Source organism: Priestia sp. BR_2 (genome assembly GCF_041954005.1).
GTDB classification, from domain to species: Bacteria; Bacillota; Bacilli; order Paenibacillales; family Paenibacillaceae; genus Paenibacillus_AQ; species Paenibacillus_AQ lautus_A.
The window spans coordinates 121555-146524 of the sequence record NZ_JAVFHM010000350.1 but is presented as its reverse complement, the minus strand read 5'-3'; the positions used below and the strand labels follow the sequence as shown (position 1 = coordinate 146524).

Annotated in this window: 25 protein-coding genes and 1 tRNA gene; 21 read left to right on the top strand and 5 right to left on the bottom strand. The window is 51.6% G+C overall.

The window, feature by feature from the left end; translation table 11 throughout:
- Window positions 1-201: 201 nt before the first annotated feature.
- The 4 genes from RB298_RS31790 (at window position 202) to RB298_RS31775 (ending at window position 5560) form a co-directional block, all read left to right on the top strand.
- Window positions 202-1569 (top strand): transcriptional regulator, encoded by a 1368-nt coding sequence (locus RB298_RS31790; RefSeq protein ID WP_486050308.1) that lies wholly within the window; start codon window positions 202-204, stop codon window positions 1567-1569.
- Window positions 1570-1713: 144 nt separating this feature from the next.
- Window positions 1714-2943, top strand: coding sequence for a CynX/NimT family MFS transporter (locus tag RB298_RS31785; protein WP_277746339.1), 1230 nt, complete (start codon window positions 1714-1716; stop codon window positions 2941-2943).
- 283 nt (window positions 2944-3226) lie between these two features.
- Entirely contained in the window at window positions 3227-4456 is a 1230-nt protein-coding gene (locus RB298_RS31780; RefSeq protein ID WP_096774421.1) for a chromate transporter, read from the top strand.
- 171 nt (window positions 4457-4627) lie between these two features.
- Complete coding sequence (locus tag RB298_RS31775; RefSeq protein ID WP_192571346.1) at window positions 4628-5560, top strand: NAD(P)/FAD-dependent oxidoreductase; 933 nt, start codon at window positions 4628-4630, stop codon at window positions 5558-5560.
- Window positions 5561-5725: 165 nt separating this feature from the next.
- On the opposite strand, the gene RB298_RS31770 is transcribed toward RB298_RS31775, so the two are convergent.
- The gene (locus RB298_RS31770; RefSeq protein ID WP_096774419.1) at window positions 5726-6028 is read right to left on the bottom strand and encodes a hypothetical protein; all 303 of its coding nucleotides are present in this window, start codon (window positions 6026-6028) and stop codon (window positions 5726-5728) included.
- A 148-nt stretch (window positions 6029-6176) separates the two neighbouring features.
- Between RB298_RS31770 and RB298_RS31765 the strand changes: the two genes are divergently transcribed.
- The 8 genes from RB298_RS31765 (at window position 6177) to RB298_RS31730 (ending at window position 14958) form a co-directional block, all read left to right on the top strand.
- A complete protein-coding gene (locus RB298_RS31765) occupies window positions 6177-6560 on the top strand; it encodes an antibiotic biosynthesis monooxygenase family protein (protein ID WP_486050305.1) in 384 nt (127 codons plus the stop codon).
- 225 nt (window positions 6561-6785) lie between these two features.
- On the top strand, window positions 6786-7766 hold the full coding sequence (locus RB298_RS31760; protein ID WP_486050303.1) for an AAA family ATPase: 981 nt from the start codon (window positions 6786-6788) through the stop codon (window positions 7764-7766).
- A gap of 12 nt (window positions 7767-7778) precedes the next feature.
- Complete coding sequence (locus RB298_RS31755) at window positions 7779-8885, top strand: DUF58 domain-containing protein (RefSeq protein ID WP_096774417.1); 1107 nt, start codon at window positions 7779-7781, stop codon at window positions 8883-8885.
- On the top strand, window positions 8882-10186 hold the full coding sequence (locus RB298_RS31750; RefSeq protein WP_486050301.1) for a DUF4129 domain-containing protein: 1305 nt from the start codon (window positions 8882-8884) through the stop codon (window positions 10184-10186). The genes RB298_RS31755 and RB298_RS31750 overlap by 4 nt, the downstream gene beginning before the upstream one ends.
- 12 nt (window positions 10187-10198) lie before the next feature.
- Complete coding sequence (gene pulA / locus RB298_RS31745) at window positions 10199-12151, top strand: type I pullulanase (protein ID WP_486050299.1); 1953 nt, start codon at window positions 10199-10201, stop codon at window positions 12149-12151.
- 100 nt (window positions 12152-12251) lie between these two features.
- Entirely contained in the window at window positions 12252-13856 is a 1605-nt protein-coding gene (locus RB298_RS31740; protein WP_486050297.1) for an S-layer homology domain-containing protein, read from the top strand.
- A 128-nt stretch (window positions 13857-13984) separates the two neighbouring features.
- Window positions 13985-14440, top strand: a complete 456-nt coding sequence (locus RB298_RS31735) for a RidA family protein (protein ID WP_486050295.1) — start codon at window positions 13985-13987, stop codon at window positions 14438-14440.
- A 2-nt stretch (window positions 14441-14442) separates the two neighbouring features.
- On the top strand, window positions 14443-14958 hold the full coding sequence (locus RB298_RS31730; protein WP_213579132.1) for a GNAT family N-acetyltransferase: 516 nt from the start codon (window positions 14443-14445) through the stop codon (window positions 14956-14958).
- A 43-nt stretch (window positions 14959-15001) separates the two neighbouring features.
- On the opposite strand, the gene RB298_RS31725 is transcribed toward RB298_RS31730, so the two are convergent.
- Entirely contained in the window at window positions 15002-15853 is an 852-nt protein-coding gene (locus RB298_RS31725) for an alpha/beta hydrolase family protein (protein WP_277746329.1), read from the bottom strand.
- Window positions 15854-16046: 193 nt separating this feature from the next.
- Here RB298_RS31725 and RB298_RS31720 point away from each other — a divergent pair.
- The 9 genes from RB298_RS31720 to RB298_RS31680 all read left to right on the top strand — a co-directional run bounded on the left by RB298_RS31720 (window position 16047) and on the right by RB298_RS31680 (window position 21179).
- Window positions 16047-16119 (top strand) — tRNA-His (locus RB298_RS31720).
- A 128-nt stretch (window positions 16120-16247) separates the two neighbouring features.
- The gene (locus RB298_RS31715; RefSeq protein ID WP_096774410.1) at window positions 16248-16508 is read left to right on the top strand and encodes a YqkE family protein; all 261 of its coding nucleotides are present in this window, start codon (window positions 16248-16250) and stop codon (window positions 16506-16508) included.
- Between the two features lie 136 nt (window positions 16509-16644).
- Window positions 16645-17226: an AAA family ATPase gene (locus RB298_RS31710; RefSeq protein ID WP_009590685.1), complete on the top strand. Its 582-nt coding sequence runs from the start codon at window positions 16645-16647 to the stop codon at window positions 17224-17226.
- Between the two features lie 131 nt (window positions 17227-17357).
- Entirely contained in the window at window positions 17358-18077 is a 720-nt protein-coding gene (locus tag RB298_RS31705; protein ID WP_277746328.1) for a DsbA family oxidoreductase, read from the top strand.
- Between the two features lie 103 nt (window positions 18078-18180).
- Complete coding sequence (locus RB298_RS31700) at window positions 18181-19008, top strand: GNAT family N-acetyltransferase (protein WP_486050291.1); 828 nt, start codon at window positions 18181-18183, stop codon at window positions 19006-19008.
- A 15-nt stretch (window positions 19009-19023) separates the two neighbouring features.
- Window positions 19024-19623: a DUF4269 domain-containing protein gene (locus RB298_RS31695; protein WP_486050289.1), complete on the top strand. Its 600-nt coding sequence runs from the start codon at window positions 19024-19026 to the stop codon at window positions 19621-19623.
- Window positions 19616-20086 carry a DinB family protein gene (locus tag RB298_RS31690; protein ID WP_192571358.1) on the top strand — a complete coding sequence of 157 codons (471 nt, stop codon included), beginning with the start codon at window positions 19616-19618 and terminating at the stop codon, window positions 20084-20086. The genes RB298_RS31695 and RB298_RS31690 overlap by 8 nt, the downstream gene beginning before the upstream one ends.
- 25 nt (window positions 20087-20111) lie before the next feature.
- Entirely contained in the window at window positions 20112-20756 is a 645-nt protein-coding gene (locus tag RB298_RS31685; RefSeq protein ID WP_015736183.1) for a TVP38/TMEM64 family protein, read from the top strand.
- Window positions 20757-20861: 105 nt separating this feature from the next.
- Window positions 20862-21179: a hypothetical protein gene (locus RB298_RS31680; RefSeq protein ID WP_015736182.1), complete on the top strand. Its 318-nt coding sequence runs from the start codon at window positions 20862-20864 to the stop codon at window positions 21177-21179.
- 103 nt (window positions 21180-21282) lie between these two features.
- Here RB298_RS31680 and RB298_RS31675 read toward each other — a convergent pair whose 3' ends face one another.
- From RB298_RS31675 to RB298_RS31665, 3 genes are read right to left on the bottom strand one after another with little or no spacing between them, the layout of a single operon-like run.
- Window positions 21283-23340 (bottom strand): CotH kinase family protein, encoded by a 2058-nt coding sequence (locus tag RB298_RS31675; protein ID WP_486050287.1) that lies wholly within the window; start codon window positions 23338-23340, stop codon window positions 21283-21285.
- An 18-nt stretch (window positions 23341-23358) separates the two neighbouring features.
- Entirely contained in the window at window positions 23359-24069 is a 711-nt protein-coding gene (locus RB298_RS31670; RefSeq protein ID WP_015736180.1) for a DUF4956 domain-containing protein, read from the bottom strand.
- A gap of 3 nt (window positions 24070-24072) precedes the next feature.
- A complete protein-coding gene (locus RB298_RS31665) occupies window positions 24073-24786 on the bottom strand; it encodes a polyphosphate polymerase domain-containing protein (RefSeq protein ID WP_015736179.1) in 714 nt (237 codons plus the stop codon).
- Window positions 24787-24970: the final 184 nt, after the last annotated feature.

Genomic DNA, 24970 nt, shown 5'->3' with positions numbered 1-24970 from the left:
GCAGCATGGCGGAACTGCTCAAAGATCCCCATGCACCGCAGCATCCCTCTGTCACTATTGATTTTTATCGAGTACTCCATGCTGTCAACGATATAAACTAAACCACGATTAAGCTTTTTGGAGTTCAAATAGTATATGCCTGGAGCCCTCAAGTGTAAAGGGAAATGCTAAGTTTATAGATCTTTCTGGGGGTGTTGTTACTTGGAGACGACAGCCACGATTCGCGGAGAAATAGCTAGATATTTGCAAGAACATGGGTTGACAATTACTCAGTTTGCAAAGATATCTAGTATTAACAGTGGATCTTTAAGCAGCATACTTAATGGGAATCGTCCAATGTCAATGAATCAACTGGACCTTATCACCGCCTGTATTGGATTTAGTGAAGGCCATTTTTATGAAAGATATATATTCGAATGTATCTTTCATACAACCCCTGACTGGAGACGACTTGGAGCTTTTCTTCAACGATGTATAGAATTAGATAAACTGGATTGTATGCAATTAGCAGCCCGAATGGCAATAGAAAACATCACTTACGCCCCGATGTTATTTGAATTGGCGGAATTATTATATAACGAAAAAAATTATAAAGCTGCGGCAGTTTTATATGAATGTGTTGCCGAAAGTGAAAAATTCCAACACTCTGAAAGGCTCGCCCTGTGTCACTACCGTCTTTTTTTACAAAGATTAAGTGATAATCAAGAATCGAACTGGCGGGCTGTAGTGCTATTTGAGCCTTACATTGAACGGTTGGAAGAAGCGTATCAACTTGATGCATATGTAGAATTAATTAATGTGAATGGTTTATTAGGCCAATGGGATAAAGTGAACGATTTAGCTATAAGAATGGGATCAAAAGCCATGATTAGATATCAGAATCAGTACAATGAATATATAGGTAATCAACCTTTAGTTTTTTATATCTTGTATTCATACTTAGCTCGAGAAAATAGTTATGGTGAACGTGGGGATTATGAACAAGCTTTGTCCTATACACGGTTATACGAAAGGCCTGATTGGATTAAAGACCCTACCGAAGATGAATGTAGAGTCATAAAGCAGTTTAATGAATGGGCTGAAGCCAACCGCTACTTGTTTTCCATCTTGGCTGGTGACTTTAGCATTTTGCCTGATTATGTAAAATACATCGAATCAAGAGAAGATGAAATCTTTGTGGCACTGTGTCATATTGTACTTGCAGCAAATCGACACCGGTTCAGTGTAGAATATATACTTGAACGTTTTAAACAGCATTTTATTTACAAACCGCAGAAAAACCAAATCAGCAGCATTAATGTACACGTAACATTAAATCAATACACCCGCCTTCTCGCCGAATTAGGGATATACTATTTGAATGCCAAACAGCAAAATCGCGGTTTATCCTATATCCTGGACAGTTTCGAGTATTCGATCAGAATCAAAAGCGATAACGGGATGCTGCGGTGCATGGGGATCTTTGAGCAGTTCCGCCATGCTGCAACCGAGGATATCCTGAACCGGTATAATGAATTGATTCGCGATGTCCAAAAATTATCCGTGTATGCCTGGAGCCCGGTTGTGTAGGGCTCTTCGGTGCGTCCATGCGTTATTACATGACATTGCCGCCAGGATGTTGACCTCCCCGGGCTATGGCCTAAAGTCCGGGTTTGTGATAAACTCGGATAAGTTTATTTTTACATATCGCATGAAAAGTAAGGAGTCCATGTCATGACATCAAGAACATCGATAGATCCAAACACCAATTCCACAGGGCGCACATGGTTGATCTTTGCAGGCATCATCCTTATTGCCATTAACCTCAGGGCGGCGATTACTTCGGTAGGTCCGCTGATCGGAATCATTCGTGAGGATACGGGAATTTCGAACACATTGGCAGGCATGCTGACAACGCTGCCGCTATTAGCCTTTGCTTTACTGTCGCCGATGGCGCCGGCCATGGCCAAAAAATGGGGACTGGAGACAACCCTTCTGCTGAGTATGGTCGTGCTGACTTTCGGCATCGGCATACGCTCGATATCGTCTCCCTACACGCTGTTGATAGGTACCGCATTTCTAGGTATGGCCATAGCCGTCGGGAACGTGCTGCTCCCGAGTCTGGTCAAGCGGGACTTCCCGCGCCATATCGGTTTGATGACAGGCACCTACTCCGCCTCGATGAACCTGCTCGCCGCGATTGCATCGGGGGTCAGCATTCCGCTGGCTACCCAAGCCGGGCTTGGTTGGCAGGGCTCCCTGTTAATTTGGGGATCCTTGTCCATATTGGCGATGATCGTATGGCTGATCCAGCGCCGCAGTTCCGGAAAAACCGCTGAGGTCAGTTCGGCTGCTTCGAAGCAGCAGAGCGTGCTGAAGTCGCCGCTTGCTTGGTATATTACTTTATTTATGGGGCTTCAATCATTTACGTTCTATGTGAACATCTCTTGGCTTCCAGAAATTCTGAGAAGCCAAGGCATGGATTACGGCGCCGCAGGATGGATGCTCTCGATTCTCCAATTTGTCAGCCTGCCGTTTTCCTTCATCATTCCAGTCCTGGCCGGCCGGAATCCGAACCAGCGCGTACTGGTAACGATCTCTGCATTGTCCATGCTGATCGGTTATGCCGGTTTGTTATCCGGCATGTCTTCATTGAATCTCCTATGGGTGATGCTGGTAGGTATTTCGGGCGGGGCGAATTTCAGTTTGTCCCTGATGTTCTTCACCCTTCGTACCAAAACGGCCCACGAAGCCGCCGCGTTATCGGGCATGGCCCAGTCGCTGGGTTATTTGCTGGCTGCCGTCGGTCCGATGCTGATCGGGTTCCTGCATGACGCAACGGGAGGGTGGAAGGTGCCTCTGACGGTGCTGTCCGCCGTTGTCGTGGTGTTGTTCATCTTTGGTTTTGGGGCAGCGAAGCCAGGTTATCTGTCCGTTCCGGACGAAACGAAGACGGAGGCTTAAAGCTGCAGAAGTCAGCATCTGGTGATGCATCATGCTATTAGAACGATATGAAGAGCGATCCATGGAGATACTCCAGTTGGATCGCTCTTTTTTTAATGCATGTGCGGACATTCACGCGAAGCATTCAAGTCTGAAAAATTTACATTACGTTTACATAAATGGGTAGATTGATCATGAGAATATGGTATACTCTGAAATTTGATAAAGATGATCTATATACTTAAGACTGAACGGGTTAAGAGTTCTATCACATTACACCAAGCAAACGGGGAGCGATGGTATCTTGAATCTACAGACAGATAAAGAGCAAACACAGTCTCAAGTTGGCAACAGACAACCGTCCGGAAGGTGGCGTGCGCTCGGCGAAACCTGGTGGACTGCTCTGAAGCTGGGACTTACTTCATTTGGCGGGCCGATTGCCCATCTCGGATACTTTCACCAGACCTACGTACGGCGCAAACAATGGCTGGATGAGAAAAGCTACGCGGATCTGGTGGCCTTGGCCCAGTTCCTTCCCGGACCTGCCAGCAGCCAGGTAGGCATTGGCGTTGGGGTTATGAGAGCCGGACTCTGGGGCGGACTTGTCGCCTGGCTCGGCTTCACGCTGCCGTCCGTGCTCATGCTTATGATTTTTGCCTATCTGATGCAAACCTTCGATCCCGGCTCGGCAGGCTGGATTCAGGGACTTAAAATCGTCGCGGTAGCCATCGTAGCGCAAGCGGTGCTCGGTATGGCAGGAAAGCTGGCCTCAGGCCCTGTCCGGGCAGCTGTAGCGTTAATCGCCATGGCCGTCGTGCTGCTGTGGCAGAGTCCCGTGTCTCAAGTGACGGTGATCGCTCTAGCCGGCCTATCGGGATTGTGGCTGTTCAAGCGTCAAGCAAACGAAGAGGCAACACCCGATATGAAAATGCCGATCGGACGGAGAGCCGGACTCTTTTGCCTGGGAGCGTTTGTCGTTATGTTAGTAGGTCTCCCGCTCCTTAAAGGGATAACCGATAATGGATGGGTAGCCATCGTGGACAGCTTCTACCGTGCCGGATCGCTTGTATTCGGCGGAGGGCATGTCGTTCTTCCGCTGCTGGAAAGCGAGACGGTACTGAACGGATGGATGTCTAAAGAGGATTTTCTAACCGGTTACGGGGCGACACAAGCGGTTCCTGGCCCGTTGTTTACATTTGCCGCTTATCTTGGGGTCCTGATTCAGGGAATACCCGGAGGCATCGTTGCCACGCTTGCCATCTTTTTGCCCGGATTTCTGCTCATGGTAGGAGCCATGCCATTCTGGAACGGTATCAGAAGAAACCCGAAACTGCAGGGCATGCTGACAGGCATGAACGCGGCTGTGGTCGGAATTCTGCTGGCCGCTTTGTACCATCCCATATGGACTTCCTCCATCCACGGTCCGGTTGAATTTGTGATCGGCGCGGGACTGTTCGGGATGCTGATGTTCTGGAAGAGTCCCCCGTGGCTTGTTGTCATCATTGGCGCATTAGCAGGACAGTTTCTCCTGTAAAGGCCTTATTGAATAGCCCTCGGCATGATGTGCCGGGGGTTATTTGATTGATCAGGAGTAAATCGCATCGGATTGGTTAAATATTAGGGTGTATCTCTATTCGGGAAGCATGCGTTGATCACAAGAGTTTTTAGCTCTTAATTCGATACAGAAATGAGTGGATAAACCTACATGATGGACAGAGACGTGAAAGATTGCATTATTGTTGGCGGCGGAATTGCAGGTCTGCAGGCAGCTATACAACTGGGACGGTATTCGGCCTACGATGTACTGGTCATCGACCGGGGAACGGGGCGTTCCACCATCTGCAAGAGCTACCGCAACATACTAGGATGGCCGGAAGGGGTGTCCGGTGAAGAGCTCAGACAGCGAGGGCGGAAGCAGGCGGAGGCCGTGGGCGTTGCGTTTGCAGCCGATGATATACGGAAGGCCGAACGGGATGAAGCGAAGTGTTTTGTGTTAACCGGTAAAGACGGAACCAGGTACCGGGCAAAAAGCATGCTGCTTGCAACAGGCTTGATGGACCGCTTTCCCAAGCTGCCGGGCCTGATGTCTACGCTGGGCACATCCGTTTTTGTATGTCCCGATTGCGATGGGTATGAAATTCAGGATCGAAAAACCGTTGTGCTGGGATCGGGCGATCCCGGTGCCAATATGTCCATTTTGTTATCCGAGCGGGCGAAGGAAATCATCTATGTCAATCATGAGGGACAGCCGGCTTCGTCCGAGAACATGACGCAGTTAGCGAATCTTGGGATTCCGTATATAGAGAAAAGAGTAACCGAAATTCAGGAGGAAGGCGGCATCCTGTCGGCGGTCGTGCTGGAAGACGGCAGCATCATCCGCGCGGAGCGCGGTTTCATTTCCTTTGGCGGGAACATGATCTATTCCGAATTGGCCGAGCAGTTGGGGGCGGAACTGGAGCACAACCGGCATGTGAAGACCGATCCCCGATCCAAAATGACGAACGTCGAACTGCTGTGGGCTGCAGGCGACCTGGGCGTCCATTCCGAATTAACCACCGTGGCGATGGGGGAAGGCGCAACGGCTGCGATCTGGATCCATAAAACGCTGAAAAAGATGACAAGCCAAGCCGTAACATAATGTTATGAGCCAGGCTGGAATATTGGCATGGTCCAGGCCTTGACATGATGACTAAAGAACCCGCCTGATCGGGCACGGAATGTATGGAGCGATACCGTGGATCAAGGCGGGTTTTCTGTGCTATCAGCGGACTGTCACCTTGAATTCAAGTCGAGCGACTAGACGTTATGACAGACCGAATCTCGTGATATGATCTTCGAGTTTATATTTTTGCAGCAATTCCGTTTGCTTGGGACCGATCAGGTCAAAATGCGGGTATGGCTGGCGGTGATGGATATACTGCGGATTTAATCCATTGGATATGCACCAGTCCTTCAGGCGCTGAATATCCGAGCAGCCTACTTTGGTTACGGTATGAAACTCCGGAAACCGCTTGTCGTACCAATAATGGGTTAAAAACGCGATATCGCCTTTGGCGACTTTCTGTTTCCATTGCTGTAATTCCTGCTTCGAGATGCCGAATGCCATGTTAGTCTCATCCTCATTCGTATATTCATTCTTCTCATTATACCAGCATATACTTGACTGCACCTACTTGTTTTCATAGCCTGGTGCTGCGAAGTCTGAAGCGCTGCCTTACCGTTGATCGGATCGATGTCGAAAGAGGGGGAACGTTATGATACTGGAATCAGCCATTCTTTATATTAAACCTGGGCTGGCAAGCGAATTCGAAAGTGCCTTTCGGGAGGCTTCCGGCGTATTGTTATCCAAAAAGGGGTATGTAGGCCATGAACTTCACAAGTGCGTGGAGAACCGGGATGAATATATATTCCTTGTCCGCTGGAGCGGCATTAAGGATCACCTGATCGGCTTCCGCGGGCACCCGGACCATAAGAAATGGGTTGCCTCTCTGGAACCGTTTTATGCAAAGGCGCCTGAGGTCAAGCATTATATCGACATCCGGATCGACAGCCGAGAGCAGGCGGAATCGGAGCTGGCTAAACTGTTGATTCCGGAAAGCGGCTCGGATTCCGCCGAGGAAAACAGGCCGTCAGAATAAAATGGGCTTCATTTTATCGGCTAATACAACACGGCATGAGTATCCCCTACTGAGGGTGATTTCCCGGGAGCCGTCCTTGGACGGCTTCTTGGCGTTATTGGAAGAGGCGCGCCCTGGTCAGTGAAGGCTAGGCCAAACTTGGCTAATCGGTCTTATTTTGTCCCGAATAACAGGAATTATGGGATGTCGTGACGAACTTTGTTGTTAAGTTAAACTACATAAGGGGTGGTTACAATCATTACAGATTATCATGGCGTCCGCCGTCTTGCCGACGACATTCGGGCAAACGTTTCCAAAGTTATGGTAGGCAAGGAGCAGCTGATCGACAGATTGTTTATTGCCATGGTCACATCGGGTCATGTTCTGCTGGAAGATGTTCCGGGAACCGGGAAGACGCTGTTGGCCAAATCCATCTCCAGGTCGATTGATTGCACGTTTAAGCGAGTGCAGTTTACGCCGGATTTGCTGCCGTCCGATCTGAGCGGCATTTATTTCTATAATCAACAATCCGCGACGTTTGAATTCCGTCCCGGTCCGCTGTTCACCAATATCCTGCTCGCTGATGAAATCAACAGAGCGACGCCTCGTACGCAGTCCAGCCTGCTCGAGTGCATGGAGGAGCGCCAGATCAGCATCGACGGAGTAACCCATCAACTGAAAGAACCGTTTCTGGTCATCGCCACGCAGAACCCGCTGGAGCAGCAAGGAACGTTTCCGCTGCCGGAGGCACAGCTGGACCGCTTTTTATTCAAACTGAACATGGGGTATCCTACCTCGGAGGAAAGCGTGAATATTTTGAAGCGCTTCAAAGACGAACAGCCGCTGGAATCCCTGACGGCCATCGCAGCGTCCGACAGCATCGTACAAGCCAGGCATATCGTCAGCAAAATACATGTCAGCGATGAGATGTTGGCTTATATCGTTGCGCTTTCCGAGCATTCGAGACGGGATGAAGCCGTCGCCTCCGGCGTAAGCCCGAGGGGCTGCCAGGCATTATTGAAGGCGGTGCAGGTACAGGCCGTCCTGAACGGGAGAGAGTTCGTTACGCCTGATGACGTGAAGGAGCTCGCCGTGCCGACGTGGGCGCACCGCTTGAAGCTGCGGGGGACGCTCCACAACCGCGGCGGCGCGACTGCGTCAGAAGAAGTGATCGAACGTTTGCTGCAGCAGGTTGCCGTACCGACAGAAGAAGGCATCTCGTCGTAGGGGGCGATGGCGATGGGAGCCTACTGGATATTGTTAATCGCTGCTGTAGTTGTAGTCGTGCAGGGCAAGATTTTCAAACGGACGGCACTCCAAAAGCTGAACTACAGCCGTTCCTTCAAGGTATCGACCTGCTATGAGGGAGATTCCGTGGAATTGATCGAAATCATCGAGAACCGTAAAGCGCTGCCGGTGCCATGGCTTCGGGTAGAATCCCAGTTCCGCTCGGGTCTGGCGTTCGATAACCAATTGAACCTGGACATCAGCGAGGGGCAATTCAATCAGAACCATAAAAGCTTCTTCAGTCTGCTGCCGTGGACCAAGATTCTTCGAAGACATCGAATTACCGCGAAACGAAGAGGTTTGTACAAGCTGGGAACGGTATCGATGACGACAGGGGATCTGGTCGGCATGGAGTCGGTTGTCCAGAGCAAGACCCTGTCCGGCGGAATTATCGTGTATCCGATGCCGATGGATGCGTCGGACATGGAGCTGCCGGTTCAGACCTGGATGGGGGAGATGCTGGTCCGCAGATGGATCATGGAGGATCCGTTCCTGATATCGGGCGTTCGCGAATATCGGGACGGTGATCCGCTTAAGGATATCCAATGGAAAGCGACTGCACGGACGGGAACCCTGCAGGTTCACAGGCGGGATACGACCGCGGACAGCCGGCTCTTCATCTATTTGAATATTGAAGATCATGAGCAGATGTGGAGCAAGGCAACGCGTCCGGAGGCCATTGAATATGGCATCCGCCTGGCTGCCGGCATTACGGCGCATTTATTGTCACAGGGCATGGAGATCGGGATGGGGACCAATGGAACCCTTGGCGAGGATTCAAGCGATGAAGCATTCGTTCCGGTCGCAGGCGGCATGATGCAGCAGGAGCTGATATTCGAAATGCTGGCCAGGCTGGAGCTGACCCGCCGGCTTTCTTTTCATGATTATTTGGCCCACGAGCTGTCGCGGCATGAAGAAGCTAAAGATATCCTCATTCTGAGCACTTACGTCAGTCCCAGGCTGGAAGAGATGTTTCAGCGATTCCGGGATAACGGGCACACGATCCAGGTATTCCTTCTCAGCGACGTGCCTTCTCCCGCGAAGGAGGTGTCCGCATGACCAGCCGAGGCTCCGGATTTATAAGAGCTTTTTTGCAGGGATGGGTGGAGTGCGTATTGTATTTCCCGGTGCTCTTCATCCCGGCATTCTATCTGCTGCCTGAATCGTACCGATGGATATGGCCCGCCCTGGTCTTAGGCGGGTACGTCCTGGGCTACGCAGGTGCACATTGGTTCAACATGGATCGTCAGTTCAAAGCGTTCGTATGGGCTTGCCTGGTTTCCGTTGCTGTATCCGTTGCCTTTGTAAGGGTTGATATCGCCCTTGCTTACGTTATCCCGCTGTTGTTTATTGCCAGTATTCGCGGAAGCCGAATGGAGCAGGTGAACTGGAATTTGATGTTCCCGGGAACATACTTCCTTATTGGGTTGATTCTGTACGGGGTCAGCAGCTTTTTTCTCGGTTTCATGGACTCCTTCCGCGGCGGAATATCGTCTCTGACCTGGATGGGAGCGGCTGCGTTAGGATTGACCCTGCTGATCGTCAACCGGCAATACGTGCTGGACGAAACGCTGCCAGGCAATGACCAGCCCGTGCTGGAACGGCGCGTGCTGCGCTACAATCGCTGGTTTATCCTCGTTTTGCTGATCCTTATTGCGCTGGTTGCTTTTCTTCCGCAGCTGCAGCAGTGGGTCTCCGATATGGCGAGGGGGATCGCCGCCTGGATCTCCGGATGGTTCAGCTCGGGTGCAGAGCAAGCGCCGGAGCCGCCTTCCATGTCGGAGCCTCCTCCCGAGATGCCGTTTCTCGATGAAGAAACCAAGCCGCCCAGCCAGTGGATGAAAGTTCTGGAGCAAGTGCTGATTTATGGCGTGTTCACCGTGATCGGGATCGGCATGCTATACGTTCTGTTCCGGTTTGGTAAAGTGCTGCCCAGCCTCTACAGAAAATTCTCCGCGTGGATGAACAGGATGATGAACAGGCAGAACGTCCAGCCCCAGCTGGGCTATGAGGACGAAGTGGAGAATATAGAGCATGACCCGGCATCCAAGCGGCTGCGACGGCTGTTGTCCGGCGTGCGTATCGGCGGAAGGCATCGGGAAGGAGAAGGTCCGGAACATCTGAATGAGAAAATCCGACAAATGTATCGTTTGATACTTTCCCGAAGCATCAGGGAAGGCTATAATTGGAAAGCGTCATTTACACCGCGGGAGACCGAAAACGATCTTAAGGAATGGGACGGACGGAAGGATCGCGTTCCGCAGTCCTTGATCGAGCTGTACGAGGAAGCCCGCTATGGAAACCGCACCATTACGAAAGAAGAAGTGGAAGGACTGCAACTTGACCGGAAGCCTAAATGAGGAGTGAACATCTTGTCGGTACAAAAAGAAAGCAACGCTGTTATTCACTACGGGGATCCCGCGGTAACCGGTGGCGTCTCCGTTTTTGATAAGGAATTTGACAAGCTGTTTTATTATGACGGAACCGACTTGGGATTAACCTACCAAGCCCAAGAATCCAAGTTTCGCCTGTGGGCACCCACGGCCACCGAGGCCTACGTGCTGCTGTACCCGGATTGGAAGACGTCAGAAGCCCGGCGTTTCCCGATGACGCGCGACGTGAAGGGAACCTGGCTGCTGAAAATAGAAGAGAATCTTCATGGGATGTTCTACACCTACCAGGTGCTAATCGGGGATCAATGGAATGAAGCAGTCGATCCCTACGCCGCTGCCGTAGGCGTCAATGGCGATCGGGCTTACATCGTGGATATGCCCCGGACCGACCCCGAGCGTTGGACAGACGAGAAGCCGCCGTTCCAAAGCCCGCTGGATGCCGTTATCTATGAACTGCATGTTCGTGATTACACCATTCATCCGGACAGCGGAGTGGAGTTTAAGGGCAAGTTTAAAGGCCTGACGGAGACGGGTACCCGGGGGCCGGGAGGGATTCGTACAGGACTTGATCATATCGTTGAGCTCGGGGCCACGCACGTGGAACTGCTGCCGATTTATGATTTTGCCACGGAAAGCGTGGATGAGACCAGGCTGCATGAGCCTCAGTACAACTGGGGATACGACCCGAAGAACTATAATGCTCCTGAAGGCTCGTATGCTACCGATCCGTATGTGCCGGAGGTTCGGATCCGTGAATTGAAGGAGCTGATACAGACCTTCCATGATCAAGGCCTTCGAGTCATCATGGACGTGGTGTATAACCACGTTTATGACGGGTATTTGGTCAACTTTACGAAGCTGGTGCCGGGATATTATCTCCGCTACACAAAAGACGGCAAATTCTCCAACGGATCCGGGTGCGGCAATGACACGGCATCCGAGCGTCCGATGATGCGGAAGTTCATTGTGGAATCCGTCCTGCATTGGGTGAAGGAGTATCGGGTGGACGGTTTCCGCTTTGACCTGATGGGATTGCTGGATGTGCAGACGATGAACGATATCCGTGCGCGCCTGGACGAAATCGATCCTTCCATCATGACGATCGGCGAAGGCTGGGTCATGAATACCGAGCTGGACGAGAAGAAACGGGCGAATCAGCAGCAAGCGGCCTTGATGCCGCGAATCGCGCACTTTAACGATGGTTTCCGTGACGCAGTTAAAGGGGATATCTTTCATTTTGATTATAAAGGCTTTGTGAGCAGCGGCGTCGGATATCAAAACAAGGTGAAGCAAGGCATCGTGGGCGGCATTCCGTATTCCCAAGATATCAAGGGATTTGCTTCCGAGCCGGATCAGTGCGTGAATTATGTGGAGTGTCACGATAACCATACCCTCTGGGATAAAATCATGCTGTCTACGGACGGGGAGTCGGATGCCGTTCGCCGCGATATGCACCGGCTGTCATCGGCCATGATTCTTACCAGCCAAGGCATTCCTTTCCTGCACGCCGGCCAAGAGTATTATCGCTCCAAGAACGGTGTGGAGAACAGCTACAATGCCAGCGATGAGGTGAACCGGCTTGATTGGGGAATGGCATCGGAACACCAGGACGGGGTGAAGTACATCCAGCGGCTCGTTCAGCTGCGCAGGAATCATCCGGCGTTCAGAATGAGGGATGCCGCGTCGATCCGCAAGCATCTTCATTTCGAGCCGTGCCCGGAGCATGCCGTTGCTTTCACGCTTCGCGATCATGCGGGCGGCGACCCGGCAGAGCATATCTATGTGCTCTATTATGCCGGACGCAAACCGTCCTCCCTGACGATACCCGAGCTGGGCGATTGGAAGGTTCTGTTTGGAGAAGAGCATGTGAAGGGATTGAGCCGGGATTCCCTTGTAGTCGAAGGTATAGGCGCGGTCGTTTTGACTTGTTAAATCCTTGACCGTTGCCCACATTCCCAAGAAATGCATAATGCCTGATTCTATCATCATCTGATATGCTGAGAATATCAGATGATAGAATCGAGGCGCCCCTTTGAAGAAATATATCCTGTCACTTTGTTTCCTTTTGTCATTTACAGCGTTTATAAGCCCCCTTCAGGCATCAGCAGCTCAAGCTCCTAGCCCGGCCGCTTTTCACGATATTTCGTCCAGCTTTGCAAAAGACGCGATTTACCGTCTGGCCAAGCGAGGCATCGTAAGCGGGGATGGCACAGGAGCTTTTTTGCCGCGAAATCCGGTTACGCGGGCCGAATTTATCGCTATGGTTGCCAGAATGCTGAACATGGGGCCTGTTCCGAACGATCTGCCCGCCTTTCAGGACGTATCCCGTTCAGCTTGGTACTACGGCTGGGTTCATGCAGGCCTTAATTTATCCATCGTGGAGGGGAACGGCTACAAGTTCTTTCCGAATGCTTCGATAACGAGACAGGAAGCCGCGGTCATCGTAATTCGTGCCATGAAGGATAGTGGATACGATAACGGATATACCGCCGGCTACTATACGGATTCGGAATCGATCGCGGCATGGGCTTGGCGTGCGGTCGGCCAAGCGACGAATACAGGCTGGCTGCAAGGAAGCCAAGGCCAATTCAGACCGCTGGACCCGATCACCCGGGAAGAAACGGCAATGCTGCTGGACAGGGTCCTTCTATCGGGAAACGTGAAATCCATGATCGACAGCCAGCCGGCTGCGAATATTCATATGGGCTGGTTGTACAATGGCTCGACCAAGCAATATATCTCCTATGCCAAACGGGCCGGGTTGAATGTGCTGGTGCCGCGGTGGTATTACATGGAGTCTAACGGAAAGCTGTCGGACAGCACCGACATCGAGCTGCTGAATTGGGCACATAACAATGGCCGGCAGGTGTGGGCTATGGTGGGCAACCGCGCGAATGCGGAAGGAACCCACCAGGTTCTAAGCAGTCCGCAGTCCCGGAAGTCTGTCGTAGACAGCATCGCTGCGAGCGTATCCCGCTACCGATTGGATGGGATCAATATCGATTTTGAGAACGTCATGCCTGAGGACAGGCAGAATCTGACGGCCTTCATCACGCAGTTATCCATGGAAATGAAACGGCTTGGAGCCAAGTTATCCATTGATGTTTCACCTGATCTGAATACGGATTGGACGGCTGCCTTCGATTATGCGGCGCTTGGCAGTCTAGTGGACTATATGGTGCTCATGAGTTATGACCAGCACTGGGGCGGTTCGCCGAAAGCGGGCTCCGTATCCTCGCTGCCATGGAGCGAATCCGCGCTGAGCAAGCTGCTGACCCAAGTGCCGGCTAAGAAGAGCATCATTGCGTATCCGCTCTATACGAGGGATTGGCAGATTGCTTCATCGGTGTCCTCGTCGGATATCAGTTTGATTGAACAGGGACATCGCATCCGTCTGACCCAGGCTTCCTTAACTTGGAATGCCAGCGTGGCGCAATATGAAGCAGCTTATAGCAGCAGAGGCATCCAGCATCGCATATGGACCGAGGATTCCCGCTCCCTGTCATGGAAACATCTCATGGCCGCCAAATACCGAATTGCCGGGTATGCCTATTGGTATCCGGGAGCAGAAACGACGGACGTGTGGCAGGCGATTGACAATGCGGAGCGTTACGCTTCGTATTCGTTCCGGATCTAAGAGCAGACAGGTTACATCCAAGACCAATCCCGATGAATGGGGTTGGTCTTTTTTTGCTTGTAAAACGGTTATTCCGTGATACAATAATTGAAATTTAATTTGAATGATTTTCCTGTAGGGGTGATCAAATGAACGTTTGTGCGGAGGAACGTTTGCAGCAGCTGGGCATCAGCTTGCCTCAAGCCGGATCGCCGGCAGCCAAGTATGCCAACTACGTCATCGTGAACGGGTTGATGTATGTTTCCGGCAAGGGTCCATCCGGGCAGCCAAGGGGCAAATTGGGCGAGCATTACACAACGGAGCAGGGATACGAATATGCTCGGCTGACCGGAATCGAAGTCTTGGCCGCATTGAGGGAAGGCCTTGGATCGCTTGATAAAGTGAAGCGGGTGGTTAAGGTTCAGGGCTTCATTAACGCAACAACCGATTACGAAGAGCATCATATGGTGTTGAATGGGTTCTCGGACTTGATGCTTGAGGTGTTCGGGGATCAAGGGATCCACGCCAGATCCGTATTCGGCGCTGTATCCTTGCGGGATCAGCTGCCTGTCATTGTGGATTCGATTTTTCAAGTGGAGGGATAGCCTTGACGTTAGCATTAAGGGAGCTGCTGGAGAAGGAGGATGAAAGTCTGCTGTTTATGGTCCAGGAGATTGGCTCCGGCGAGAACGGCTTTGTTAACGGCTTAAATAGCAGCAGCATGGAGGAATTCTCCTCCAAGGTCCGTCGCAATTACGAAATGGCACGAAGCATCAATCTGCCGGATGAGTATGTTCCCCAGACGATTTATTGGCTGTATCATACCGGCAAGCCTGTAGGTTACGGCAAGCTCAGACACCGCTTGAATGAGAAGCTGTTGGAGTCAGGGGGGCATATCGGGTATGTCATCAGGCCGTCGGAGCGGGGGAAAGGATATGGCAAACAGATGCTGGCGGGGCTCGTTAAGAAAGCCTGTGAGAAGAACATAAGCCGGGTCCTTCTAACCTGCGATGAAACCAATCTGGCTTCCCGTCGCATCATAGAATGGAACCATGGGGAACTCAGTTCCATTGCGGACGGGAATTGCAAATACTGGATCGATACGGCTGCTAGGCTGGAATAGGAGTGTAGATACCGATCCTCATGAGCTTTAGATTAATTACGCCTTAACTTCGCTTCAACCAGTCGAACATCCGGTTGATCGCCGCGGCATGCTGCAGCGGCGGGAAATGATGTCCCAGCCCTTCGTACAGGTGGGCTTCTGGCTGGTGTCCCAGTTCTTGAAGCTTGTCCAGCATCCGGAAGCTGTGTTCAACCAGGACCTGCTCGTCCCGCGTACCATGCACAATCAGGACCGGACATCGGATTCGATCCGCATAGTGAATCGGGGACCGAAGAAGGTATCGTTCCGGAAACTTGGTCGGCGTACCGCCAATGACGCGTTTCATCATTCTGCGCAGATCGATCCGTTCCTCGTAGGTCTGCGCCAGGTCGGAGACGCCGCTCCATAGAATCATTTTGGATACATGAGATGACCGGGCGGCTGCCACGGCAGCATTGATCGCCCCGCGGGAGAAGCCCAGCAGATGCATGCGGCTGTTGTCTATCCATGGAATGCGGGATAACCATTCCAAGGCGGTGATCACATCCATCGTATCGGCGCCCCCAAACTCATCCCTGCCCTCGCTGCCTTCGTTTCCGCGATATGCCGGAGCAAACACGGCATAGCCTTGCGCCGCGAATTCTTCGACCCATTTCAACCTGACCGCGCCGATCCGGCCTATGCCTCCGCGGCAATACAGGACCAGCGGCAGCTTCGGTTCGATCGACCCGGAGGCTCCTTCCGGAACAGGGTCCTTATACAAGGAGCATGCAAGCGTGCCGGTTACCGTAACGCCGGGTATGGCGTCGACCGTTTCGGACATCTCCTGGCTGCGATTAAGGGACAATAGCGGCGGCAGACCCAGATATCCTTTCACATGCAATCCCTCTGAGACGTAATCGATATGATAGATCATGAATGTCTTACCCCCTATGCTGAATCATCATGTTGTAGCGTATGTGGACTCTTGGTCAGACGACGGAGTTCAAGTAAGTATAGTATTTACTCGTCGTTGAAATCAAGGGGCGATGTAAGAAATTACAATTTGCCAAACGGCTGAATATCTGATATATTATAATCTCGGGCATGATGACATGTCCATTGTCATGGCGGTCGTGGCGAAGGGGTTAACGCACCGGATTGTGGCTCCGGCATTCGTGGGTTCAAGTCCCATCGATCGCCCTTAAGTAAGTATACATAACGAGAAGGAGAGCCGAGAGGCTCTCCTTTTTCGTAAATCCTCTTCAATAGATACGGATGTCAGACGACATTTAAGATGGTATAATGGATTGAAATCGAGGTGAGTATTTATGGCAAAAAAGAAACGAACGTCCCCGGCGCCGCGGACGGAAACTGCCGATAGACCCGCAACGCTAAAAGATATGCTGGACCCTCAAGTTTTGGCAAAGCTGAAGGCGACAACCGAGTCCTTAAAGGCCTCTGAAGCCGAGCGGCTGGAGAAGGAGCGGCAGGAACGGGAAGCTGCACGCAAGGCGGAACAGAAGCGTCGCGATAACGATTTTGAATATCTGCTGGAACACAGCGAGATGGATTGGAAAAAGTACAAATGACAGGCGGCGGCACGCTGTCTGTTTTTTAATATAGACATCAGATAAGGATAGGTTTAAAAAACCTGGCCTATCTGGTAATGCAATATAAACGACTGAAGTCTACACAGTGAACCAAATGCGGAGGAAGAACGAGAACATGAATCATGGCCGTGCTATAAGGATCGGGATTGGCGGGGGGACGGGCAGCGGCAAAACGACGCTAAGCCTCCAACTCAAGGAGAAGCTTGTCGAGTATCGGGTGGCGCTCTTTCATATGGACAAATATTATAAGTCCGTCAGACCTATGTCTAAAGCGCCCTTTACGAATACAATCTTTGAGGATTTTAACCATCCGGACGCCGTCAACATCCAGCGTCTGACCGATGAGATAGAACAAGCCGCCCGTTGCGGTGACCATGATGTCATCGTCATTGAAGGGTTTCTTCTGTATCAATTCGAGGATCTTCGAAACTCCCTGGATCTGAAGCTGTTCGTCGACTGTCCCGCGGATGAAAGAATGCTTCGCAGAAACCGACGGTTCATGGAGAAGGGTCATCGCGAGGAAAGCGTGATACAGGAATATTTGCAGCTTGTGCGATACAGGCATGATCAATATGTCGAGCCTACCCGTTGGCATGCGGATTTGGTGATGAACGGCTCCCTGGAGGGGAAGCTTGGCTGTGCGGTCGTGATGGACTGGATTCAGGCCAGGATACAAGATAGCAGGAAGCATCGCTGAAGGCTGTTTACCGGGTGCTCATATCATGGATTACCGTGCAGCATTGCCGTTTTCATATGAGTGTTGATATCAGGGCGAAAGCGGGTTACAATTAGTAAGTTAGTATTCCTGCTCGCTAGGAGGCGAATTAAATGAAAGTTGAAATTTGGTCGGATTTTATGTGTCCGTTCTGTTATATTGGAAAGCGCCGGTTCGAATCGGCATTGGAGCAGTTCCCTCATAAGGATCAGGTTGAAGTGGTATATCGCAGCTTTGAGCTTGATCCGAATGCGTCGTATAAGCCCGGGGTGTCCATGGACGAGTTATTGGCGGCGAAATACGGCATGAGCATAGAGCAGGCCAAGGCAGCTAATGCCAACGTGACTCAACAAGCGGCCAGTGTTGGACTTACCTACCACATGGACCGCGTGATCCCTGCCAATTCATTTGATGCTCACCGACTGGTTCATTTTGCTGCGCAGCATGGTAAAATGAAAGACATGACGGAGCGGCTGTTCCGCGCCTATTTCACGGATGCCGAGAATCTGGAAGATAAGAACCTGCTCGCCGATCTGGCGGCGGAGGTCGGACTGGAGCGGGAGCAGGCTATGGCGGTGCTTGAAAGCGATGCTTTCCAATCCGAGGTACGCGCAGATGAAGCCGCAGCGACGAATCTTGGAATTCGGGGAGTGCCGTTCTTCGTGCTCGGAGGCAAATATGCCGTGTCCGGCGCACAACCGCTGGAAGTTTTCACGGATGCACTGGACAAAGCCTATCGTGAAGCGAATCCCCTGGTCATGGTGAACGAGTCCGACAGCAACGACGGCATGTGTGCCGACGGATCTTGCGATCTGCCGGGCAGCGCGAAATAAACCATACACAGCAAGCCTAGAGCCCGAAGCATCCGTACACGATCTTCGGGCTCTATTTATCACGGATCTTTAAAATTGAATACATAATGCATAGGAGGTAACCATGCAGCATCTTCCATCCGAGGAGCTAATCCATCGCATTCAGCGTTCGGAAACGGAGTATATGTATGATCGAATGCAAGCCATCGAAGGGCGGACCGGAAATCCCGAAGGGATCGAGATGGTTCGTTTCGGCCAAGCGCTGTGCTTGTACAGCAAAACGATGCCTTGGCTTTCTTTTAACACGGTCAAAGGACTCCGTTCGGAGAATCTGAAGGATCTGGACGCAATCATCGACTTCTATCATTCGCGGGACCGCAAATTCCAGTTCGAGATCGTGCCCGCCATGGTGAATCAGGCATTGCTCTCGGCGCTTGCCGATCGCGGATTCTTCCAATCCGCCTTTCATAATTCCATGTATATGAACCCGCAAGAACTGGTGGATATGCCGAATAACGGAATTGTGATCAAAAGAATAGACAAAGACGAGTTTGAAGATTATGCTAAAGTTCATTGCCTGGGAACAGGACTGCCGGTGCAAGGGATCCCATCCGTAGCATTGAACAATCGCGTATTGCATGCAAGGCCGGGCTGGAAGTTCTATATGGCTTATGTGGATGAGCAGCCGGCTGCGGCCGGTGTCATGCATATGAACCTTTCCACGGCTTCGCTTACATTTGCCGCTACGCTGCCGGAATACCGTCGACGGGGGCTGCATCAGGAGCTGCTTCGCAGAAGAATACGGGACGCGAAGCGGGAGGGGTGCAATCTGGTTGTCGGTCAATGCGCCTTCTTATCCCAGAGCCATCGCGACATGGAAACCGTCGGCATGAAGCTGGGCTATGTCCGGACGACTTGGACCGAGCGTCAACCTGAAAGTTCAGCGGAATAGGGCAGGTGGGGAGCGATGCAAGCAGAGTTGGATTTTTTAATCCTGGAGTATTTACGTCAAGGCACGGCCAAGCAGAGGCAGGCAGCTTCGGTCATAGATGAACTGGAACTATGGGAGCATTTGAAATCCTGCAGTCCTATATTGGTGGGCACGATCCCTATAGGGATTGACATCGCTTCAAGCGATCTCGATATCATATGTCATGTGACGGAGTTTGACCGGTTCGAGCGAGAACTCAGAGCGTCATACGACCGACTTGTTTCGGATTTCACATACTCTTTCCGAAGTGTGGGGAACGTAGAGCGAGCAGTAGCGCGATTTCGGTACAAAGGCTGGGAATTCGAGATTTTTGCCCAGCCGGTGCCTTCCGTGAAGCAGAATGGCTACCGCCATATGGTAGTGGAATACAAGCTGTTGAAGCGGCTCGGCGAAGCTGCAAGAGAAACCATCATTGAGCTGAAGAAGGCGGGGTATAAGACGGAACCTGCCTTTGCGAAGCTGCTGCATTTACCGGGCGATCCTTATGAGGAGCTGCTGGAGATGTATCGCTGGCCGGAGGCTCGACTGGACGCTTATATCAAATCATATATGGACAAGGAGAATGTATATGAATGACAAACAGCAGCTGTTAAACGAGTATTCGGAATGGATCGGCAAGGTGAAGGAGTTCGGTGTCCTGGATGAGGACTATTGGAATTCCCCGATTGCGGATGGGAAATGGACCGTGCGCGACGTGGTGTGCCATATCATGCGATGGGATGAGTATTTTTTTAATGAGGCTATCGCCAAAATCTCAACGGGAGATGCATTGACCGTCCGGCATCTGGATTATGACGCCTTCAATGAGGAGGCCAAGCAATATGCCAAAACGTTATCGACGGAAGCGCTGGTGGACCGGACGATAACCGCAAGGGAACAGCTGATTCGGACCATTGAAGCGTTGCCGGAAACGAAGTATGAGGAGCGGTACGCGGACGGAGACGGACATCCCTTTGAAGTGGCGCAATTTATGCGGGATTTCATCTGGCACGATAATCACCATCTGGCTCAGCTGAATCAGGTGCTGCAAGTCGGTTAGGACAAGCAATACTTAGCGGAAATGGGTGAAGTCATTGAATGGCTACTTGGACATCATGTCTTATTTTACACAGAGCAATCTGGAATGGTTTCTTGACCAGTTTCGAGCCTTAGGCCCTCTGCCGGGCATACTGCTGACTTTCTTGAAATCCTTTATTCCTCCAATGCCCACGATCGTGATCGTTGGCGTTAATGCAGCGGTGTACGGGCTGTGGGCGGGATTTCTTTACTCCTGGATCGGAATGGTGGCGGGATGCTTGACGACGTTTCTCCTCGTGCGGAAAATATCCGGTACTCCCCTGATCGAACGCTGGGCGAAAAAACCGAAGGTTCAGCGCGGCATGCGCTGGATTCAACGCAACGGCTTCAGTTATGTTTTTCTGCTGGGCATACTTCCCGTCGGGCCGTTTGTCGCTGTCAACGTGGCCGCCGGACTGGCGAGAATGAACGTCATGTCCTATCTCATGGCCGTAACCTTGGGCAAGGGCATTATGGTGTTTTGCGTTTCTTACATCGGGGCTAATCTCTCGGATTTTATGGCGGAGCCCTTCAAATTGCTCGGTGTCCTAGCCTTTATCTTGCTGTCCCTATGGGGCAGTCGGAAGCTGGATTCATACTTTGTAAGAAAACAATCGTTTCACGATCAAGAAGCTGAGCTCAACTCCAATTGAGCTCCCCGTTCCTGATCGTTCTACGGGAATGGATGCGGAGTCCTTGTATTTGCTGTATAATGGTAAAATATCCAGTATCGGCATGAATGAAAGGAGGAAGCATTTATGACCAAATTGGCCTCATCCATTCTGGAAATCATTCGAATGATGATCATTCTGATGGTCGTGACAGCGGTTCTGGGCAGCATAGAGCATCAGATCCTGAAGTCCTGGATTCCATGGGAAGGGTTATATTTCCTGTTTCTGTTTGCGGGAAATGTATGTTGGTTCCTGGTCCTCTATCGCAATCGCCTGCAATTCAGCGGCTGGTATCGTTCGGCGGAGACGCAGCGCAAACTGTCCGGAAATGCGACGAGAACCATCGTAGCGCTCGGCGCGCTCCTCATCGCTGCACCGGTTATTTTAACGTGGATCACCGCTTAATAGTTGCATGATTATGTAACGGATATCGGCTAATAACGATTAGCGCATATAAAAGGGACAGTTCCAAAGGTCGATGCCTTCGGAACTGTCCCTTGCTTGCTGATTACAATCTTTTTCGTTTATATAGAGTCACAAAAAGACATGAGAGCAGCAGCAGTACGAGGGAAACTCCTGCGTACAAGGCTTCCTGGGTGCTACCTTGCTCCTGGGCTGCTTCGTTCGACCAATCGCCAGGCCGGCCCATTCCGCGTCCTCCCTGCATTTGACCGCCGAACTCGCCGCCGAACCCGTTCCCCATCTGGCCTTGAGGGAAATCCGGCATCTGCCCTTGCCCATTCTGAGCCGGCGCTTGCGGCATGGTCGGTTGATTGCCGCCTGTAGAGGGCTGGTTCGGAGCTTGCGTTGAATCTGTAGAATTTTCCTCTGCGTTACTTTCCTCTGCATGACTTGTTGGATTAACGGCAGAAGCAGCATCCATCGCTGTTCTTTCGTCGGAACTGCTTGTGCCTGGTCCAACCGCCGATACAATCGACGAGACAGATTCATCCACGTCAGGAGCGTCGCCAGAGCCTTCCCCAATGCCGCTGGAAGTAACATCCGCGTTGCTGGAAGGAGCAAAAGCGGCACCGTCGTTGTTGGCGGGCGTGTTTTCGCCAGAGATGCCTCCGCCCGGGGCGTCGTTAGGGACAACGATCCCAGTCCCGTCAGTCCCGTTAGTCCCGCTGCCGGCTGTTCCATCCGGTGCCGTGCTTGTCCCGGTGCCGGTAGAGCTCTCCTGGGCGGCATCATTGGAATTCGTATTGCCGCCAGGTACCATCCCGTCACCCCCAGGTCGCACGCCGGCGCCGTCAGGCCTCATACCTCCTCCGCCACCAGGCCCCATCCCGCCGCCGCTGCCGCTTCCGTCGCCGGACGAAGGGATCGTCCCATCCAGCTGCTGCTGGATATTATCCATGGACTCTTCCGCGAATGAGGTCAATGTCGGGAGCGATTGCTCGTACTCCTCATAGGAGTAGAACGGTCTGGGGTCTTGATTGACGTGCTCGGATATCAATTCCTGCAATTGCGCTACGCGTTCCTCGAAATGGTCCTGCTGCATGTATCCCTCCAGCATCTCCGAGAGGATGGCGTGGTAACGTTCCTTATATTCGTCAACCTCGAGCAGCTTGGCAATCAGGGGACGTTCCGTCAAAGCACCCTGAGTGGGCTCGTCAATCAGGATGCCGGAGCCCCCAAACCCTCCGAACGCCATGTTATAATCCCAGGGCAGGACGGAGAAAATGCCGTTGTTCTCATACAGGTAGTAGTTCTGTTTGTTCATCCCCAAGTAACTGTCCATATTGGAGGCAACGACGTTCAAGGCAACGTACTTGAGCACGTTATCGACATCCAGCACCTTCTCGTAATCGGTGCCATTGTTCAGCTCGTCGAGCATGTCGATCAATACATCGTCATTGGAGGACTTGGATTTCATGACAAGCCCGGTGTACGAATCGGGGTCGCTGCCGAGCCAAGCCAGATCGCTGCCCGTGCCTGTCATCTGGGCTTTGTATAATGCGCCGTACGAATTTTCGAAATGACGCTGCAGATAAGAATCGCCAATCTGTTCGATTGCGAGGTAGAACCCCCATAATTCATCGTTAACGTATACATTGACGTAAGAGAAGCCGGGTGTGGGCAGACCGACGGATTCCGCCAGCTCGTAGGTCAGGAATTCCCGCATATACGAGGCGTCGCTGTAGTTGTTGTTCAGATTGATTTTGCTGATCCCGTTCAAGGTTTGATTGAGATATTCGTCAAAGGAAATCTTGAAGCTGTAGCGGTCGGAATCGGAATTGACCACGCTGCGCAGACTTAAATTGCCTTTGGTGCGAATGCCGACATGATCAAATTGCATGCCGTTGTAATTGACGGACGCTTCTTTGTATTCTTCAGCGCTGGCGTTGTCCAGCATATCCTGGAAATCCGCTTCGTCGATCGTGATTTTAACGTCAATGACCTTGTCCTTCGGAAAAACCGAGGAATCGATTTGCTCCTGAAGGCCATCGTTCTCAGAGCTTCCAGCCGTCCCGGCAACCTGTGTCGTCCTTTGGCAGCCTGTGAGCAGAAGGATTATGGCCAGCGCAAGGGACAGCAGGACTGTCGTTCTTTTCTTCATCATTTCTGACCACCGCCTGACTTAGGATACATAATCGCCGCTGTAACTGATCAGAACCGCATGTTGAACGCCCTGCAGCTGGGACAGCTTGTTCACGAATTGGCCTTCGGCATCGCGCAGCCGTACTTCCAGCGTCAGCTCGATGCTGCCTGGCGTCACGGTTTTTTGCTTCAGGTTGTAACGCTTCACAGCCTGACCGACTTGTCCTTGAACGGCTTGCTCGGCCTGCTCGTTATCGCAATGGACGACCAGCAGGTAAGGGGTATCGACCGTCGCTTTCTTAATGAAGAAGAACAGGATAAGACCGACAACGACGGAGCCGATGGCAGCCAGCGTGTAGAATCCGGCTCCGGTTACGATCCCGGCAACCGCGGCCCAGAACAGGAAGATCAGATCGGTTGGGTCCTTGATGGGCGTACGGAAACGGACGATGGAGAGCGCGCCGACCATACCGAGCGAGAGCACGAGATTCGAATTGATGGCGATGATGACAACGGCCGTGATCATCGTCATCCCGATCAGCGACACGTTAAAGCTTTTGGAATACAGGACGCCGCTGAAGACCCTTTTATAGAGCAGATAAATAAACAGCCCGATAACAAAGGCAACGGCGAGCGTGATCAAAATTTTGGCGATGCTGATGTCGGATACGAAATTTTCCATGACGGATTTTTTGACGATATCCGAAAAATTGGTGGTGTTCGTATTGCTTGAAGTCGATGTGGTGTTCATGAACTATTGATCCTCCCATGTGTTATATTTCAGAAATTTACGGCACATTACATATTTGGATGCCGATTGCCGGTTGAGGCCTTCCAACTGCAGCGCGATTTTGATGTAATCCGGAATGTACTCGTCGTATTTGACCTCGAGTATGATCAGATTCTCATCGATCGCCCGGATCGGCAGCAGGTTTCGATTGAACAGTTCCGTGGAGTGCAGGCCGGTTCTCAGCTCCTTGTCAAACGTAATCCGCACATTTCCGTTAGCGCAGACGTAAGGCTCGCGGACATAATCGACAATGACCTTGGGCCGCAGCAGCTTATGCTTCATCTCGTGGTACAGCTCCATCATCAAAGGCTTATCCGGCTGGTAGAGACAGTCGTATTGTCCGGCCATGATCTGATCGGTCATCTCCCTTGTGAGCGGCTCCTTCAGCTTGGCAATGTAATCCCGGAATTTGATTTTCTTCTCAAAATGGATCGTGTCGTCGGCTACGTTATAAATACGGATGCGGTATTTCACCCGATCCCGGACGCCCGCCAGCTTCTCGTATAGGGCTTTATTATTGATATCATCAAAGTACAAGCTTCGAATGTGATATTCCCCGGCGGGTCCGGCATGCTGATCGTAGGTCACCAAATTCTTCAATCGTTGGCTGATGATCCGATATTGGTGAAGATTCACGAAGAACTTCAGCTCGTTCCGGTATTTTAATGGGGTTGTCATGTTTCCACCTCGTTTCTCTCTGTCTTTCGTATGCTTGTTTGCTTACGAGATCTATCCTATCAATCGTTCCTGATATCTTTCTTAAGCGCGGCTGAATGTAAACTGAATGTTTTCGCAATGTAAAATGAAGGTATTGAAGAAATAAACAATGTCATATATCAGTGATCTTTATTTCCTCGGCATG

What these genes read in the sequence shown, in the direction of transcription:
- RB298_RS31770 (WP_096774419.1), bottom strand. Translation starts at nt 6,028, where the DNA reads ATGGCATTCGGCATCTCGAAGCAGGAATTACAGCAATGGAAACAGAAA.
- RB298_RS31675 (WP_486050287.1), bottom strand. Translation starts at nt 23,340, where the DNA reads ATGATGAAGAAAAGAACGACAGTCCTGCTGTCCCTTGCGCTGGCCATA.
- RB298_RS31690 (WP_192571358.1), top strand. Translation starts at nt 19,616, where the DNA reads ATGAATGACAAACAGCAGCTGTTAAACGAGTATTCGGAATGGATCGGC.
- RB298_RS31680 (WP_015736182.1), top strand. Translation starts at nt 20,862, where the DNA reads ATGACCAAATTGGCCTCATCCATTCTGGAAATCATTCGAATGATGATC.
- RB298_RS31705 (WP_277746328.1), top strand. Translation starts at nt 17,358, where the DNA reads ATGAAAGTTGAAATTTGGTCGGATTTTATGTGTCCGTTCTGTTATATT.
- RB298_RS31695 (WP_486050289.1), top strand. Translation starts at nt 19,024, where the DNA reads ATGCAAGCAGAGTTGGATTTTTTAATCCTGGAGTATTTACGTCAAGGC.
- RB298_RS31765 (WP_486050305.1), top strand. Translation starts at nt 6,177, where the DNA reads ATGATACTGGAATCAGCCATTCTTTATATTAAACCTGGGCTGGCAAGC.
- RB298_RS31665 (WP_015736179.1), bottom strand. Translation starts at nt 24,786, where the DNA reads ATGACAACCCCATTAAAATACCGGAACGAGCTGAAGTTCTTCGTGAAT.
- RB298_RS31775 (WP_192571346.1), top strand. Translation starts at nt 4,628, where the DNA reads ATGATGGACAGAGACGTGAAAGATTGCATTATTGTTGGCGGCGGAATT.
- RB298_RS31735 (WP_486050295.1), top strand. Translation starts at nt 13,985, where the DNA reads ATGAACGTTTGTGCGGAGGAACGTTTGCAGCAGCTGGGCATCAGCTTG.
- RB298_RS31755 (WP_096774417.1), top strand. Translation starts at nt 7,779, where the DNA reads ATGGGAGCCTACTGGATATTGTTAATCGCTGCTGTAGTTGTAGTCGTG.
- RB298_RS31750 (WP_486050301.1), top strand. Translation starts at nt 8,882, where the DNA reads ATGACCAGCCGAGGCTCCGGATTTATAAGAGCTTTTTTGCAGGGATGG.
- RB298_RS31725 (WP_277746329.1), bottom strand. Translation starts at nt 15,853, where the DNA reads ATGATCTATCATATCGATTACGTCTCAGAGGGATTGCATGTGAAAGGA.
- RB298_RS31700 (WP_486050291.1), top strand. Translation starts at nt 18,181, where the DNA reads ATGCAGCATCTTCCATCCGAGGAGCTAATCCATCGCATTCAGCGTTCG.
- RB298_RS31715 (WP_096774410.1), top strand. Translation starts at nt 16,248, where the DNA reads ATGGCAAAAAAGAAACGAACGTCCCCGGCGCCGCGGACGGAAACTGCC.
- RB298_RS31670 (WP_015736180.1), bottom strand. Translation starts at nt 24,069, where the DNA reads ATGAACACCACATCGACTTCAAGCAATACGAACACCACCAATTTTTCG.
- RB298_RS31710 (WP_009590685.1), top strand. Translation starts at nt 16,645, where the DNA reads ATGAATCATGGCCGTGCTATAAGGATCGGGATTGGCGGGGGGACGGGC.
- RB298_RS31785 (WP_277746339.1), top strand. Translation starts at nt 1,714, where the DNA reads ATGACATCAAGAACATCGATAGATCCAAACACCAATTCCACAGGGCGC.